The sequence below is a fragment of the Corynebacterium sp. USCH3 genome (assembly GCF_037619475.1).
GTDB lineage: Bacteria > Actinomycetota > Actinomycetes > Mycobacteriales > Mycobacteriaceae > Corynebacterium.
The window spans coordinates 357,373-372,640 of the sequence record NZ_JAQPZT010000002.1; the positions used below are offsets into that span (position 1 = coordinate 357,373).

The window sequence follows — 15,268 nt, forward strand, 5'->3', positions numbered from 1 at the left end:
GAGAGGTTGCGATGAGGATCATCAAGCAGGGGCAGCAGAAGACGTTCGCCGACACCAACCAGGCGACAGTGGAGAAGGCCGTCGCAGACGCCCTGCAGAGTGTCCGCGACCACGGAGACTCAGCGGTCCGCGAACTCTCCGGGAAGTTCGACGGGTGGACGCCGGACTCGTTCCGGCTCACCGACGAGCAGATCGCCGGCTACATCGCCGAACTCGACGAACAGACCCTCGAGGACCTGCACACCGTCCAGAACAACGTACGGAGGTTCGCGGAGGCACAGTTGGGCACCCTGCAGGACCTCGAGGTGGAGACTCAACCCGGGGTCTTTCTGGGACACCGCCATGTCCCCATCGCAGCCACCGGCGCCTACATCCCCGGCGGCAGGTACCCGATGATGGCCTCCGCACACATGACCATCATCACCGCCAAGGTCGCCGGTGTGCAACGTGTCGTGGCGTGCACTCCACCGATCCACGGTGAGGTTCCGGCCGCGACCGTGGCCGCCGCACATTTCGCCGGAGCCGACGAGATCTACGTGCTCGGCGGGGTCCAGGCCATCGCCGCCATGGCGATCGGAACGCCCTCGATCGCACCGGTGAACATGATCGCCGGCCCGGGCAACGCGTTCGTGGCGGAGGCCAAGCGACAGATGTTCGGTGAGATCGGTATCGACCTGTTCGCCGGGCCGACCGAGGTACTGATCGTCGCCGACGACACCGCCGACCCCCTCACCGTCGCCGTCGACCTGCTCTCCCAGGCCGAACACGGACCCGAGTCTCCGGCCGTACTGGTCACCACGAGCGACCGGGTGGCGCAGGAGACGCTGGACCACATCGAGACACTCCTTCCCGGAATGCCCACCGGAGACACCGCTGGGCAGGCCTGGCGCGACTACGGCCAGATCGTCGTCTGCGACGGAGAGGACGAGATGTGGGAGGTGTCCAACGGATTCGCCTCCGAGCACGTCCAGATTTTCACCGCCAGCCCCCGCGACGCTCTTGACCGCATGCACGACTACGGTGCCCTGTTCCTCGGCGAAGGCACCTGCGTGGCCTACGGAGACAAGGTCATCGGCACCAACCACGTTCTGCCCACCCTCGGTGCCGCACGCTACACCGGCGGACTCTGGGTCGGAAAGTTCCTCAAGACCTGCACTTACCAGGAGGTCCGCGACGCCGAGGCCTCCGGTGAACTGGGCCGGCTGTGCGGCCGGGCGGCACGGGTGGAGAACTTCGACGGCCACGGCCGCTCCGGGGACCTCCGTGCCGCCACAACGCTCGGCGACACCTTCGACTGGCTGGAGGGCATCAATGTCAGGGCATGACGTCAACAGCGGGGGCACCACTCCTCCGCTCCTGTATCCGGGAACAGCGCTGGTGACGGGAGGAGGGAGCGGACTCGGATTCCACATCGCCGGCGCCCTGCGGGCCGCCGGCTGCCCCGTGGTGATCACCGGACGTCACGCCGACAAACTGGCCGCGGCCGTCGAATCCCTCTCAGAGGACGCCGGTCCCGACGTCCGTGGCATCGTCTGTGACGCCTCCGACCCGGACGCGGTGACGTCACTGGCGCGGACGCTCGCCGACTCCCCGGTGTCTGTCCTCGTCAACAACGCCGGCGTCGGCGGTCCCGTCAAGCCCCTGGTGGACATCGACCCTGCCGAATGGGACGACGTCATGTCCACCAACGTCCGCGGCGTGTTCCTCATGTGTCGTGCCTTCGCCCCTGCGATGACGGAACGCGGAAACGGCGCCATCCTCAACATCGCCTCCGTGACCGGCAAGCGTCCACTGGAGAACCGCACCCCCTACGCCGCCAGCAAAATGGCGGTGATCGGGCTGACGACGACACTCTCGTTCGAACTCGGGAAACACGGGGTCATGGTCAACAGCCTCTCCCCCGGACCCGTGGACTCCGAACGCATGGACCGGAACTTCGAACGGGAGGCCGTCCTGAGTGGAAGACCGCTGGAGGACGTCACCCGCGACTTCGTCTCCCGCTCCGCACTGAACAGGATGGTCACCATGGATGAGGTTGCACAGGCAGCAGTCGCGACGCTCTCCATCCCCGGCCTGACCGGGTCCGACATCGACGTTTCAGGAGGAATGATCGCATGAAACTCGACAGAACCCTCAGAAGCCGTATCGCTGCGGGAGAACCGGTCTCCGGAGTACTGCTGCGCATACCCAATGAAGAGCTCGTCGAAGTTGCCGCATGCAGCGGAGTCGATTTCATACTCCTCGACTGCGAACACGGGGCCGACGATGCCGTTGCCGTGCGCCAGCACATCGCCGCAGCCGCGATTTTCGGGGTGGAGACGCTCGTGCGTATCGGATCGGGCGACCGCTCCCTCGTTCTGCGGGCCACCGATGCCGGCGCCTCCGGCATCGTCGTCCCCCACGTCGACGACACGGACCAGGCGGCGGACGCCGTTCAGTGGGCCCGGTACCGTCCGCTCGGAGACCGGGGCTTCGCCCTGTACAGCAGGGCTGCGAGCTACGGCACGGTCTCGGCAGCCGAGCACATACAGCGCGCCGAGGAGTCGATGCTGCTCTTCGCGATGATCGAATCCCCGACCGCAGCCTCCCGGAGTGCCGAGATCCTCGCGGTCCCCGGCGTCGACGGCTACATGATCGGAAGTTCCGACCTTGCTGCGTCGACGGGTCCCGGGGACCCGACGGTCGCGGAGTCCGTCCGGCAGGTCACCGATGCGGGACGGCACCGCGCTGCGGTCCGGATGGATATCGTCAACTCCGCCACGCAGGCGGAAGCGGCACAGGCTGACGGTGCACAGGTCATCGTCTACAACACCACGTCCCTCCTCGTGGACATGTTCCGCGCGCTGCCGTAACCCCCGGACGCCCCTCGCTCCGGGGCCGTCAGCGGTTCACCGACCCGGCAGCGACGAACGGGTCACGAAATAGCTGGCGACATGCCGGGTGCTGTACTCCGAGTCGGGAGCGGCTATCCGGTCGAAAAGCAGGTCCACGGCAGTCCGGACCAGTTCATTGAGATCGAATCCCACCGTCGACAGCGAGAACACCGGCCACGCCGCCTCAGGCAGGTCGTCGAAACCCACGACCGCCACATCACCGGGAATGGACACTCCGGAGCGCACTGCCTCATTGACCGCGCCTATGGCGACGACATCATTGCCACAGACGATCACTTCCGGCGGCGTTTCCAATGACATCAGCGTACGAAATCCCCGTCCCCCGCTGACGACGTCGAATTCCCCCTGCATCCGGTACGACGCAGGAACGACAATTCCCTGCTCGCCCAGGAGAACAAACAATTGCTCCGCACGTTGTGTTCCCGTTGTCGCGTTACCGGGACCCAGGATGACCCCGACCCGGGAATACCCCGCATCGACAATGGTGTCGACCATGTCCGCCATTCCGACCGTGACGTCGACGACGGCGGCATCCGCCGGCACCGCCGGGGCCACCCGGTTGAAATAGACGAAGGGAACCGACCGCTCCCGAAGCTTGTACGGGACAATGGAGTCGGTGGTCGTCGTCGCGAGAATCAGCCCGTCCAGCCCCAGCGAGGATATCCGGGCGATGACCGTGTCCACGTCCCCGTCGTCGGCGATGAGCACCACCTCGTGCTGCCGCTCACTCACTCTGGCCACCACAGGTCCGATCATCCGGTGGTAGAACTCATTCGTCAGGTCGGTGATCAGCAGGCCGATCCTGCTCGTCTTCCCCGAGGACAGTGCGCGTCCCGCCGCGCTCGGGACGTACCCCAACGTCCGTGCCGCGTACTCGACTTTCTCACGGGTGGCACCGGAGACCCGCGGGTCTCCCCGCATCGCCCTGGAGACTGTAGGCTGTGACACTCCCGCCAGCCGTGCCACGTCGAAACTCGTCACCATTACTGTTCCTCAATCTCGTCGCCACACAGGCTCTGAATGTCTCCGGGTCGTACCAACCTCCGGTGGCCGCTGGTTACCGTCAGTTACCTGATGATTACTGTGCCATCGTACCCGCACCGCACTTATCGGTGCGGCACAGGCTCAGGCAAGACGCTGTTCATTTTCACCATCGAAGAACAGCATCTTTTCCGGCTCGAATGAAAAATGTACTTTCTCGCCGCGTCGGGGAATTCTCCCCTTCTGGCCACGGGCGACCAGTGGATACCCGAGCGCGGTCGTGCAGTAGAGGTAGTCGTCGGCCCCGAGCTCCTCCACCATGTCCACGGTCGCCTCGATGCCGTGGTCTGCAATTGACAGGTGCTCGGGACGGACTCCCACCGTCACGCTCTTGCCCGCACTCGGCGGGACGGCGATCGGCTCCCCACCCAGCAGGACGTTGCCGTTTCCGTCCACCTCCCGGGTGAAGAGGTTCATCGAGGGGGAACCGATGAACCCGGCCACGAAGGAGTTCACGGGGTTCTCGTACAGTTCGGACGGTGGTGCGCACTGCTGCAGGACGCCGTCCCGGAGGACCGCGACCCTGTCTCCCATCGTCATGGCCTCCACCTGGTCGTGGGTGACGTACACCGTGGTGGTCGCCAACCTGCGCTGCAGGCGCGCGATTTCCGTGCGGGTCTGCACGCGTAGCTTGGCGTCGAGGTTCGACAGCGGCTCGTCCATGAGAAAGACCTGCGGAGCGCGGACGATCGCCCGGCCCATGGCCACCCGCTGACGCTGTCCGCCGGAGAGCGCCTTGGGTTTGCGGTCGAGGAACTTGGTCAGGTCCAGCATCCGTGCCGCCTCCTCCACCCGTTCACGGATCTCAGCCTTGTTCACCTTCGCGATCTTCAGGGCGAAACCCATGTTCTCGGCGACCGTCATGTGCGGGTAGAGGGCGTAGTTCTGGAAGACCATCGCGGCGTCACGGTCCTTCGGGGCGATGGTGGTCACGTCCTTGCCGCCGATGAGGATACGGCCGGAGGTCACCTCTTCCAGACCGGCGAGCATGCGGAGGGTCGTCGACTTTCCGCAGCCGGACGGGCCGACGAGGACGAGGAATTCCCCGTCCGCGATCTCCAGGTTGATGTTGTTCACGCTCGGCTGCTTCGCCCCCGGGTAGACCAGGGTGGCGTTTTCGTAGGTGATCGATGCCATGATGTTTCCTCGCTTACGTGTGGCTCAGGTTTGGTGGTCGGGACGTGCCGGATAGAGGTCCGGCCGTCGGTCGTTGAGTGCATGGTTGTGGTCGCTCAGCCGGCGGCCTGCGACAGTGGTCCGGAGATCGGCGACGAGAAGTTCGGGCCGGGCCGGCCGGGAGATGCGCGGTCCTGCCAGCGGGACACCGTCATGGCCGACAATGACGCTCCCTCCGGTGAACTCCCCGCCCCGCTCCGCTCCACAGCGGTCCGCGACTGCGATCGGGATGCGGTAGTCGGCCGCGTGTGCCACGACCTTGTGTACCTCGATCGGCCACCCGCCGGGGAGCGCGCCGTCCGGCCCGGTGCGCAGGGGCCAGTTCACCGGGACGGCCAGGACGTCGGCATTCTGCTCTGCCGCCACCCTGACCATCTCGGGGAACTCGATGTCGTAGCAGACCGCGGTCGCCACGCGTCCCACGGAGGTGTCGACGACCAGCGTCGGTTGGTCGCCGGGGGTGAATACCTCGTGCTCGGCGTCCCAGAGATGGGCCTTGTGGAACACCCCGGCACGTGTCCCCCGGTCGATGACCACCGAGGATGAACGGAGGGCACCGTCGTCGTCACGCTCGGCGAGCCCGGCGACGATGACGAGACGGTGGCGCGCGGCCAGCCTCGACAGCATCTCCGTCCACTCCCCCGGGATGCTGTCCGCCAGACGACGGGCCTCGGTGACGCCGGTGAAGTGGTAGCCGGAGTTGACGAGCTCCGGAAGCACGACAAGTGTCGCACCCTCTCGTGACGCAGACCCGACAGCGTCGGCGACGGCCCGCGCCGTGTTCCCGGGGTGCCCGATATCCGGCGCAACCTGGACACAGGCGACCCGGCACACCGGATCCACCGCCGTTGCCACGCTCACCGCGCTCATCACGTTCACCCTGTCCGTCTCAGTCCGTCTCAGTCCGTCACCGCAGCCCGATACTGGCCAGGACGGCCGCGGGTGCCACGTAGTGGTTGGGGTCGAGTGCAGCCCCGGCGTCGGCCGCCGCCTGTTCCACCCGGGGGTGCCAGTCGATCTCGACACGCTGGTCACCGGCGGTGACGAGGAAGAGATCAGCGTCATCGGCCGCTGCGGAGTCGCCGCTACCGTCCGGGCGTGCCGTGCAACGGAACGCCCGCCAGACGCCTGCCGGAATCGACAACGTGTCACGTTCACCGAGACTGACCACGGTCTCGTCGTCACCGTCGTTGAGGATGACGTCCCAGGCCCCGGACTTCACGGTCACGGTCTCCGCCACGCCGACGCGGTGGGTCGACATCCCCTCTCCCGGCACGGCGCTCAACCACGCAGCGCAGAACGAGTGCGGTTCCGTCAGGGAGGGCACCTGCCGGCGGTCCTCGCTGAGGCCGTACCCGATGACCGTCGCCAGCCGTCCGCGCCCGCCCGGCAGCACGGAGCACAGGAACGGACGGTCCGAGTACCGGCGGTCACCCTTCGTCACCACGCGGGTGCGGAAATCCTCCGGGGAGAAGACGTCCAGGTCGTCCAGGTACGCCTGGTCGAGCGGCGTGATGCGCTCGTCCGGGGCAGGTGCTTCCTCGCCGATGGTGGTGTCCACCAGCTGATTGTCACGGGTGAGGTACAGGCCGTAGCCCTCGGCCTCCTCGAGGACCTTGGGCCCCCAGATGATGCCGCCGGTGTCGTCCCGTCCGAGGACGGTGTAGAGGATGCCGTCGTCGGGACCGATGTTGGTGAATCCGCGGAAGATCCAGGTCGGCACGGAGATCACGTCACCGTCCTCGGAGACGTAGTTGCCCTGCTCACCGTTCGGGCCCCACCGGAGGCGGAAGCGTCCGCCGAGGTTGAGGAAGACCTCGGCCGTGAAGTGCAGGTGGAGGTTGTTCGAGACGTCCGCGGGCATGCCGGCAGCCCCGAGCTGGTAGCCGTGCGGTGTCGCGAGGTTGACGAACTGGTTGGAGCTCTGCGAGACACCGGGGCCGACGAAGGAGTAGTTGTCCTTGCGGTCGGAGCCGGGGGTCTTGCAGTCGATGAACGCTGCCTTGCAGGGCACCCAGTGGGTGAACCGGATGAGGCGGGCGTCGAGGTCCTCCGGCGTCATGACGGTGGAGTCGGCGGAGGGGGTCGGGCTGGTCGGGCGTGACATGTGCGATCCTTTTCGGGTCAGGGGTTCCTGTGGTCAGTCGGTCGTCGGAACGCAGTCGTGGGGGCTGCTGTCGTCGGGAGGGGTTCGTCAGGGGGACGTCAGTAGAGGTTGTCGAAGCGGAACTCCTCCTCTCCCCGTCCTGCGTTGATCTGTGCGAGCACGCCCACCCAGTCGAAGATCCGGACCTCACGGACGATCCGACCCTCGTGGATCTGGAACTGGGACGCGCCGAGGATGTCGACCTTCTCTCCGGTCAACGGGCCGAAGAGCTGGGCGCCGGTGTAGTGCCCGGTGAGCTTCCACGACACCGCGACGCGGAGGCCGCCGTAGCGGGTCTCCTCGTTGGTCTGGATGTCCCGTACCTCGACGGTGCAGTCGGGGAAGGCGCTGACCAGCTCCAGGAGGTTCTCCTGGTAGGCCTTGGGACGGACGACCGTCGTGTCACCGACGGTGTTGAGGATGACGTCGCGGTCGAAGTACTCGTCCATCTTCGCCAGGTTCCTCCGCGACCACACGTGGTGGATCATGTCGACGACCATCTGGCACTCCTCCGGGAAGTTGTTCTCCCGGGGGCCTGAGTCGCCTTCCACCAGCGGGTTCTCGGGAGCCGGCCCGGTGAAGGATCCGGAGTAGCCGACATAGGGCAGACGGGCGGCCGCCTCTGCCGGGTCGGTGCCCAGCTGGAGGCACTGGGCCAGCGAATCGCGGACGACCCACTCCTCCACCATGCGTCCTTCGCGGTAGAGGCAGTTGGCGATCGTGCGGCTCCGGACGATGTTCTGCCCCTCGGGGGACGCGACGTGGTCGATCCCGAGGACCAGGTGGGAACTCAGGAACGCATTGTCGTCCCGTTCCTCCCAGATCACGTCCTCCGCCAGACCGATGTGGTCGGGAACCGCGGCGATGCGCATCGTCGTGCCCTGGACGACCTGTTCCACGCCGACGGCGGTGCCACCGGGACCGTGGACGATCGAGTCGTCCTCGTAGTTGTCGTAGATGTGCTCGATGTCGCGCTGAACCCAGATCCGGTCGGTGACTTCCCGGATGAACTCGTCGGGGTCGGAGTAGGGCTCGTAGGCGATCTTCTTGAGTGTCATGGTGTGGTGCATGGCCTTTCCAAGGTTGTCTGGTTCATGGTTGGCTGGTCCAAGGTTGTCTGGGTGTGGTGGAGCAGGGTGTCCAGCGCCGAGGCGACGGCGCCGGGCGCTTCGACGGGTATCAGGTGACCGACACCGTGAAGGACGGTGAGGCTGACGGAGGTGACCTCCGGCAGTGCGTCCCGGATCTCCTCGTGGTTCGAGACGGGGCACAGTGCGTCCCTGTCCCCGGCGAGGATCACCGTCGGTGCGTGGCACCTGCGGAGCCCGGGGCGGGCGTCGGTCCTGCTCTGCTGGAGCGTCAGCTGGTTGATCAGGGTGTCGGTGGTGAGGTCGGCGGCGCTGTCGGTCACGACCGCCGCCCAGTCGTCGACACCCGGGTCCGACAGGAGCAGGGGCAGGATCGACTCCTGGTACTCGCGCGGGCCGGTGCCGGCGGAACGGTGGCGGGCGCCGGCGAGTTCCTCGATCGTGGCCGCCCACCCCTCGAGTTGTTCTGCGGTCGGCGACCTCGCGTTGGTGGCCATGAGCATCAGGCCCGCCACCCGGTCAGGTGCCCGTGCCACCAGGTGCATCGCCACGATGCCGCCGAGGCTGAGCCCGCCGAGGATGAACCTGGGAGGGAGCTCGTCGAGCAGACGCCCGACGGCCGCGTCCACGGAGTCGTCCTGCAGGGTCACCAGGACCGTGCCCGGGGGCAGCTCGCAGCGGGACCACAGTCTGTCCGAGAGGTTCATTCCGGCGATGAGCACGACCGGAGTGGCGCTGGTGGTCATGGTCCCGTCACCCCTTGACCGATCCGGCCGACAGTCCAGCGACCAGGTACTTCTGCGCCAGGAAAGCGATCGCGACCACGGGCAGGGTCAACAGGATCGTCGCCGCGCCCGCCTGCTGCAGCATCGGCAGGGTCTGCCCCAACTGGGTGGCGATGAACACCGGCACGGTCTTGGAGTCGACGTCGGTGAGGATGATCGCGGCGAAGTACTCCTGGAAGGCGAAGAGGAACATGAAGATGCCGGCGGTGAGGATGCCCGGCCCCATGATGGGGATGAGCACCCGCCGGAGGGTCTGGAACCTGTTGCACCCGTCCATCAGCGCGGCCTCGTCGAGTTCCTTGGGGATCTCGGCGAAGAAGTTCCGCAGCAACCAGATGCTGAAAGGCTGGTTGATCGCGATCAGCGCGGCCGAGATCGCCCAGATCGAATCGTAGATGCCGATGCTCTTGGTGAGCTCGTACAGCGGGAGGACGACGGCGGGCCGGGGCAGCGCGCGGAAGACCAGGGCGGTGATCAGCAGGACGACCGAGACCCAGCCGGGGAACCGGGACAGCGCGTACGCCGCCGGGATGCCGATGACCAGGGCTACCACGGTCGATATCACCGCAACGATGGTGGTGTTGATGAGGTACTTGTAGAAGTCCGTGCCCTGCCACAGGGACTGGAACGCCTGCATCGTCGGTTCGTAGATGAACTTCGGCAGATTGGCGAACGCGATGTTCAGCGGCTTGGTGACGGACAGGAGCGTCCACAGGAACGGTGCCAGGCAGACCAGGCAGACCGCCAGCATCACCAGGCCGATGACGACGACGCGCCATCCGCTGGTCTCGCCCTTGTCCAGGAACTTCCGGCGTTTCTTCGGGACCGGGCCGGCGGAGCCCGCGTCGGTGATTGTCGGGTTCTGTCTCGGGTCTGGGGTCACGATGTCAGTCACGACCTCTCGCCTCCTTGAGGATGCCTCTGATCGAGGGGTACAGCAGGATCATGATCACGATGATCGACAGCACGTTGACCGCACTTCCGAGGCCGAGTTGGGGTGATCCCTCACGGAAGGCGATGTTGAAGACGTAGAGCATGACCGACTCGTTGCCGATCTGCGCGGCGGACGGGGAGAGCGGGATCAACTGGTCGAAGACCCGGAAGATGTCCATCGTGAGAATCAGCAGGACGAAGCCCATGATTCCGCGGATGCTCGGGATGATGATGTGCCAGTGCCGCTGGAAGAGGTTGGCACCGTCCATCCGTCCTGCCTCGACGACCTCCTTCGACACTCCCTGGAGACCGGCGAGGATCATCAGCATGGCGAACGGCAGCATGGACCAGACGATGTTGGACACCAGCAGGAGCCGGTTGGGCCACACGTCCGTGAACCACAGGATGTCCAGACCGGTGACTTTCGAGATGATGAGGTTGACGATGCCGCCGAAGTTGGAGTCGAACAGCCACGAGTAGGCGGCGGAGCCGACGACGGACGGGATGACGTACGGGATGAGCATGATGCCCAGGACGATCGGTCTCGGCCACGTCAGCCGGTTGACCATCACGGCCAGCACATAGGCGAGGACGACGACGACCGCGGTGGTGGTGATGGTCAGCCCCGTGGTGAACACGAGGGCCTTGAGGAACCGGCTGTCGGTGAGTGCGTGGGTGTAGTTCTGGAGTCCGACCCAGGATCCCGGTGATCCGTAGGTGACTTCCTCGAAGCTCCACCGGAGAGTCTTGTACAGCGGGATGACCAGCAGACCGAACATGACGATGATGCTCGGGGCCACGAAGACCCAGAATTCACGTCTCTTCACTGTGGTTCACTCCTTTCTTCTCGGTACGCAGTCGCTCTCTGACCTGGATCAGTACTTCTGCATGACGCGTTCGGCGATCTGCTGCATCTCGCGCATGCCGGCGTCGATGTCCTTCTGCCCGGAGATGATCTGGGCCAGGACGTTGATGGTCTCGTTGTTCATGTCCGCCGCCCAGGGCACGAGCTGCGGTTCCGGTGCCTCGGAGATCGCGGTCTCCACGGCGTCGGCGTAGTCCATGTTGTCCTGGTTGGCGATGCCTTCCCTGGCCGGATAGGCGTCAGGGATCGACGCCTCGGAGGCTTCCTCGGACACGGATGCCCCGATGAGGTTGAACAGCAGTTTGTTGTCCACCTTCGTGTTCTTCGGGATCGACCAGCCGTCGATGGACACCTGGGAGTAGAGCTTGCCGCCGTCCTCCACCGAGGGCGGTGCCGCGAAAGCGAACTGGTCGCTGAAGGACGTCTGGTTCTCGTCCTGCAGGTCGGCCATGCGTCCGGAGAACATGATCGCCATGGCCGCCTGGTCGTTGAAGAGCTGCTGCTGGACCTTGGGCTGGTCGAAGGTCAGCGCCTGCGGATCCATGTACGGGGTCAGGGCCTTCATCGCCTCGAGGGCCTGGCGGGATTCGTCCGAGTCGAAGTTCGGGCGGCGGGTGTCCTCGTCGACGTACTGCTTGCCCAACGAGCCGAGCGCCGCGACATAGGCGGTGCCCAGGTCACTGGAGGAGAGCCACGGCAGTGCGAGCGGATTCTCCATCTTCCCGGAATCCTGGATCTCCTTGGCCGTCTCCTCCATCTCCTCGAAGGTGGTGGGGACCTCGAGTCCCAGTTCGTCGAAGACGTCCTTGCGGTAGACGAAGGTGAACGCCTGTGCCTGCATCGGGACGGCCCACAGCTGGCCGTCGTAGCTCAGACGGTCCTTGAGGTCCTGGCTGATGCCGTCGAGCTGGTACTGGTCGGTGAACTCGGTGAACAGGTCGTCCAGCGGGACGAGCTTGTCCTGGTCGGCGTATCCGGGGATGACGAAGCCGTAGCTCTCGATCAGGTCGTAGGTTCCGTTGTCGGTACCCAGCGTCGCCTGGGTGCGTTGGACCTGACCGGCGAAGTCGATGGGTTCATGCTTGACGGTGACGTTGTCCTTCGAACAACTGTTGACCATCGAGTTGGTGTACGGGTCGATGGCCGAGGAGTTGTAGGCCAGGACGTTGACGGTGGTCGGCGAGGACGGGTTCTCGAAGTCGCAGGCGGACGTCGCCGCACTGTTCGAGGGGCTGTCGCTGCCGGCGCCACAGGCGGCGAGCGCCAGGGAGGCGATCGTCAGTGCCGCACCGCTCTGGAGGTACTTCATCGTTTTCATGGTTCTCTGCTTTCTGGAAGGGAAAGGGAGGCGTCCTGCACGGCCGTCATGCCGGCCCGGGGCGCCGGAGTCACAGTCGGTCGAGTCGCAGCTGTGCGCTGTCGCGGTGGCCGGGCATCTGCTCGAAGTCGGCGATGGTGACCACGGGCGAGGCCTGTGCGTGGGTCGATGCCTTGGTCGCGCGCTGGTAGGTGAGTTGTTTGAGGAAACCGAGGACGGACAGCCCCTCGGTGTACCGGGCGCCGCGGGCCGTCGGGAGCACGTGGTTGGTGCCGGACATGCCCTTGTCTGCGTAGGCGACCGTCGACCAGGGGCCGAGGAAGAGCGATCCGTAACAGGTCAGCCGGTCGAGCCACCAGTCAAGGTCGTCCGCCAGCACCTCGAGGTGTTCGGGTGCCAGCAGGTCCATCGCCGTCGCCGCCGCCTCACGGTCCTCGACGACGTAGACGGAACCGAAGTCCCGCCAGGCGGCACCGGCGATCTCCCGGGTGGCGAGTCCGTCGAGCTGGCGGTTGACTTCGGTCAGGACCGCCTCGCCGAGTGCCTTGTCGGTGGTGATCAGGCAGGCCGGGGACTGCGGACCGTGCTCCGCCTGGGCGAGGAGGTCAGCGGCGACCATCTCCGCGTCTGCGGTGGCGTCGGCGAGAACCGCCACCTCAGACGGTCCTGCGAGCACGTCGATGCCGACCGTGCCGTAGAGCTGCCGCTTCGCTTCGGCGACGAAGGCGTTCCCTGCCCCGACCACCATGTCGGACGGGTTGCCGTCCAACAGCCCGAAGGCCATCGAGGCCAGCGCCTGCACGCCGCCGAGTGCGAAGACCTGGTCGCCTCCTGAGACGTGGGCCGCGTAGAGGACGGCCGGGTGGGGCCGCCCGTTCCTGCTCGGCGGGGTGCAGGCGACGACATTCGGCACTCCTGCGGCACCCGCGACCCCCACCGTCATGAATGCACTGGCCAGCAGCGGGAACCGCCCGGCGGGAAGGTAGGCCCCGACGTTGTTGACCGGGACGTAGCGCTGACCGCACACGACACCGGGGATGACCTCGTCCTCGAAGTCCACGAGACGCTCGCGTTGCATTCTGGCGAATGTCCCGGTGCGCTCGGCACCGGTGTCGAGCGCTGCGCGCAGGTCGTCGGGGAGCTCATCGGTGGCTCTGCGCATCTCCTGCGTGGACACCTCGATGTCGCCGTCGAAACCGTCGAGGTCCCTGGCGTACCGCCGGACGGCGTCCATGCCGTTGCGCTCGATGTCGAGCAGCATCGATGACACCGTCTCCACGACCTTGGGGTTGTTCTGCTCGGCGACATCGTCCCCCGCCGGCTCCTTGAGGATGGTCAGCACCCCGGGGATGCGCTTCTTGTCGCTGCTGTTCAAATGCATACGTGAAGCATACCGATTCCTTTCGGGAACAACACCACCTAGTTCACTTATTTCCCTGATTGTGACATATGCCACACTGAATGCGACGCCGAGACAGCGCGAATCGCGAATTTATCCTGGTCAAGTGCACGTACGATGCCCTATCGCATCCCGTGCCCACATCGCCCGACCGACCCACGACCCCTACTATTTAGCACAGCCTATCTAATATTCACTCGCCAGGAGGTGATACATACGCATACATTCAACGAGTTCTGGCGCTGCAGGACTCTCCGTCGAGGACTGTGGTGACGCCGGTGGTCCACGACCGCCTACTCACTCATCTACGCCTCTGACACCGCTACCCGGAGACTCTTCGAGGACGTCAACCTCCACGCGGAACACGGGGCGAACTCCTCAACCCCGCCGCGGACGCCCGCCTACGTGACGGGCTACCGGCCCCCTGCAGAAGCTGCTACCGACCCCCCCTGTCTGTCGGGCCCCTATCTGTCGGGCCCCTGTCGCATCCCCGACGTGTCGAATCATCGCCCGCCCAGGCAGGCTATCAGCCTGAATCCCTACCTGGGCGGGCGACAATCCGACATGCGGGGCGTGGGCGGGCTACAGGCTGAGCAGACGCTGCCGGAGTAACCGCGGGAACCCCTCGGCAGACTGCAGCACGACCCGCACGGTCGCACCGTCGACGTCCACGCCCTCAGGTCCGGCCGCGCGCTGATGACGCAGATCGCACACGGTCTGTCCCCGGCCCGGACCGTCCGTCGTGTCGACCTCGACAGGCACCCGGGGAGCACGGACCAGGTCCACCTCCCCCACCGCGATGGCGGCGGCCAACGGGTCGTGCAGCGCGCAGGAGCGTCGTCCGAACACGCCCTGGTAGAAGTCGGCGTAGAAGTCCAGCATCTGCCCGATCGCGGCGACCACCGGCGCCGTCGACGCCTGCAGGCAGTCGATGTCCCCGGTCTCGAAGGTGTTGACCATCGTGGTGTCCAGCGGCACGAGGGTGACCGGCCACGACGCCGCGACCACCTCCTGCGCGGCCTCCGGGTCATGCGCGATGTTCGCCTCCGCCAGCGGTGTGATGTTGCCGGGCACCATCGCCGCCCCACCCATCACGGTCACCTCGGCGACCCGGTCGACGATGCCGGGGTCACGCCGCAGCGCCAGCGCCAGGTTCGTCAACGGCCCGATCGCGACAACCCGCAACTGCCCCGCGTACTCGTGGGACAGGCGCAGCAGCAGGTCAGCGGCATCAACGGCATCGACGGTGGTGGACGTCGCAGGCAGGAGCGTCTCCCGTGTGCCGCCGACACCGTCCTGGCCGTGCACGTGCACCGCCCCACCGTCGAAGGATCCGGTCAACGGGTCGGACGCGCCGACGGCGACCGGGATGTCGGCGTGGCCGGTCATCCCGAGCAGTCGCAGGGTGTTCTCCGCCCCGCCGGACGCGCTGACGTTGCCGTGGACCGACCCGACGCCGACGAGCTCCGCCGCCGGGGACGCCAGCAGGTAGCCGAGGGCGAGGGCGTCGTCGATGCCGGTGTCGCAGTCGAGGAAGACGGGGGTCGGGGATCCTGCCGGTCCGGTCACAGTGCGTCTCTCCGTTCGTGTCCGTTCGAGATTCACGGCCTGATGATAGACCCC

General features: G+C 66.2%; 14 protein-coding genes. 3 read left to right on the forward strand and 11 right to left on the reverse strand.

Annotated features, from left to right (window positions below; all coding sequences use genetic code 11):
- The first annotated feature begins 11 nt into the window (after nt 1-11).
- The 3 genes from hisD (PQI66_RS04975) to PQI66_RS04985 are packed head-to-tail and all read left to right on the forward strand — an operon-like array spanning nt 12 to nt 2,852.
- Nucleotides 12-1,325, forward strand: a complete 1,314-nt coding sequence (gene hisD, locus PQI66_RS04975; RefSeq protein WP_339996484.1) for a histidinol dehydrogenase — start codon at nt 12-14, stop codon at nt 1,323-1,325.
- Nucleotides 1,312-2,118 (forward strand): SDR family NAD(P)-dependent oxidoreductase, encoded by an 807-nt coding sequence (locus PQI66_RS04980; RefSeq protein ID WP_339996486.1) that lies wholly within the window; start codon nt 1,312-1,314, stop codon nt 2,116-2,118. The genes hisD (PQI66_RS04975) and PQI66_RS04980 overlap by 14 nt, the downstream gene beginning before the upstream one ends.
- Nucleotides 2,115-2,852, forward strand: coding sequence for an HpcH/HpaI aldolase family protein (locus PQI66_RS04985; RefSeq protein WP_339996488.1), 738 nt, complete (start codon nt 2,115-2,117; stop codon nt 2,850-2,852). Before PQI66_RS04980 ends, PQI66_RS04985 begins: the two co-directional genes overlap by 4 nt.
- Nucleotides 2,853-2,888: 36 nt before the next feature.
- On the opposite strand, the gene PQI66_RS04990 is transcribed toward PQI66_RS04985, so the two are convergent.
- The 11 genes from PQI66_RS04990 to PQI66_RS05040 form a co-directional block, all read right to left on the reverse strand.
- On the reverse strand, nt 2,889-3,878 hold the full coding sequence (locus PQI66_RS04990) for a LacI family DNA-binding transcriptional regulator (RefSeq protein WP_339996490.1): 990 nt from the start codon (nt 3,876-3,878) through the stop codon (nt 2,889-2,891).
- 141 nt (nt 3,879-4,019) lie between these two features.
- Complete coding sequence (locus PQI66_RS04995; RefSeq protein ID WP_339996491.1) at nt 4,020-5,072, reverse strand: ABC transporter ATP-binding protein; 1,053 nt, start codon at nt 5,070-5,072, stop codon at nt 4,020-4,022.
- 24 nt (nt 5,073-5,096) lie between these two features.
- Nucleotides 5,097-5,981 (reverse strand): nitrilase-related carbon-nitrogen hydrolase, encoded by an 885-nt coding sequence (locus tag PQI66_RS05000; protein ID WP_339996492.1) that lies wholly within the window; start codon nt 5,979-5,981, stop codon nt 5,097-5,099.
- A gap of 37 nt (nt 5,982-6,018) precedes the next feature.
- Entirely contained in the window at nt 6,019-7,218 is a 1,200-nt protein-coding gene (locus PQI66_RS05005) for a hypothetical protein (RefSeq protein ID WP_339996493.1), read from the reverse strand.
- Nucleotides 7,219-7,316: 98 nt separating this feature from the next.
- Nucleotides 7,317-8,327 carry a nuclear transport factor 2 family protein gene (locus tag PQI66_RS05010; protein WP_339996495.1) on the reverse strand — a complete coding sequence of 337 codons (1,011 nt, stop codon included), beginning with the start codon at nt 8,325-8,327 and terminating at the stop codon, nt 7,317-7,319.
- On the reverse strand, nt 8,312-9,091 hold the full coding sequence (locus tag PQI66_RS05015; RefSeq protein ID WP_339996497.1) for an alpha/beta fold hydrolase: 780 nt from the start codon (nt 9,089-9,091) through the stop codon (nt 8,312-8,314). The genes PQI66_RS05010 and PQI66_RS05015 overlap by 16 nt, the downstream gene beginning before the upstream one ends.
- Before the next feature lie 7 nt (nt 9,092-9,098).
- The gene (locus PQI66_RS05020) at nt 9,099-10,025 is read right to left on the reverse strand and encodes a carbohydrate ABC transporter permease (protein ID WP_339996498.1); all 927 of its coding nucleotides are present in this window, start codon (nt 10,023-10,025) and stop codon (nt 9,099-9,101) included.
- Entirely contained in the window at nt 10,018-10,890 is an 873-nt protein-coding gene (locus PQI66_RS05025; protein WP_339996499.1) for a carbohydrate ABC transporter permease, read from the reverse strand. Before PQI66_RS05025 ends, PQI66_RS05020 begins: the two co-directional genes overlap by 8 nt.
- 48 nt (nt 10,891-10,938) lie before the next feature.
- Complete coding sequence (locus PQI66_RS05030; protein WP_339996501.1) at nt 10,939-12,237, reverse strand: ABC transporter substrate-binding protein; 1,299 nt, start codon at nt 12,235-12,237, stop codon at nt 10,939-10,941.
- 79 nt (nt 12,238-12,316) lie between these two features.
- Nucleotides 12,317-13,627, reverse strand: a complete 1,311-nt coding sequence (gene hisD, locus PQI66_RS05035; protein WP_339996502.1) for a histidinol dehydrogenase — start codon at nt 13,625-13,627, stop codon at nt 12,317-12,319.
- A 600-nt stretch (nt 13,628-14,227) separates the two neighbouring features.
- Nucleotides 14,228-15,214, reverse strand: coding sequence for a nucleoside hydrolase (locus tag PQI66_RS05040; protein ID WP_339996503.1), 987 nt, complete (start codon nt 15,212-15,214; stop codon nt 14,228-14,230).
- Between the last annotated feature and the right edge of the window lie 54 nt (nt 15,215-15,268).

What these genes read in the sequence shown, in the direction of transcription:
- PQI66_RS04995 (WP_339996491.1), bottom strand. Translation starts at nt 5,072, where the DNA reads ATGGCATCGATCACCTACGAAAACGCCACCCTGGTCTACCCGGGGGCG.
- PQI66_RS05005 (WP_339996493.1), bottom strand. Translation starts at nt 7,218, where the DNA reads ATGTCACGCCCGACCAGCCCGACCCCCTCCGCCGACTCCACCGTCATG.
- PQI66_RS05000 (WP_339996492.1), bottom strand. Translation starts at nt 5,981, where the DNA reads ATGAGCGCGGTGAGCGTGGCAACGGCGGTGGATCCGGTGTGCCGGGTC.
- PQI66_RS04990 (WP_339996490.1), bottom strand. Translation starts at nt 3,878, where the DNA reads ATGGTGACGAGTTTCGACGTGGCACGGCTGGCGGGAGTGTCACAGCCT.
- hisD (WP_339996502.1), bottom strand. Translation starts at nt 13,627, where the DNA reads ATGCATTTGAACAGCAGCGACAAGAAGCGCATCCCCGGGGTGCTGACC.
- PQI66_RS04980 (WP_339996486.1), top strand. Translation starts at nt 1,312, where the DNA reads ATGTCAGGGCATGACGTCAACAGCGGGGGCACCACTCCTCCGCTCCTG.
- PQI66_RS04985 (WP_339996488.1), top strand. Translation starts at nt 2,115, where the DNA reads ATGAAACTCGACAGAACCCTCAGAAGCCGTATCGCTGCGGGAGAACCG.
- hisD (WP_339996484.1), top strand. Translation starts at nt 12, where the DNA reads ATGAGGATCATCAAGCAGGGGCAGCAGAAGACGTTCGCCGACACCAAC.
- PQI66_RS05030 (WP_339996501.1), bottom strand. Translation starts at nt 12,237, where the DNA reads ATGAAGTACCTCCAGAGCGGTGCGGCACTGACGATCGCCTCCCTGGCG.
- PQI66_RS05010 (WP_339996495.1), bottom strand. Translation starts at nt 8,327, where the DNA reads ATGCACCACACCATGACACTCAAGAAGATCGCCTACGAGCCCTACTCC.
- PQI66_RS05015 (WP_339996497.1), bottom strand. Translation starts at nt 9,091, where the DNA reads ATGACCACCAGCGCCACTCCGGTCGTGCTCATCGCCGGAATGAACCTC.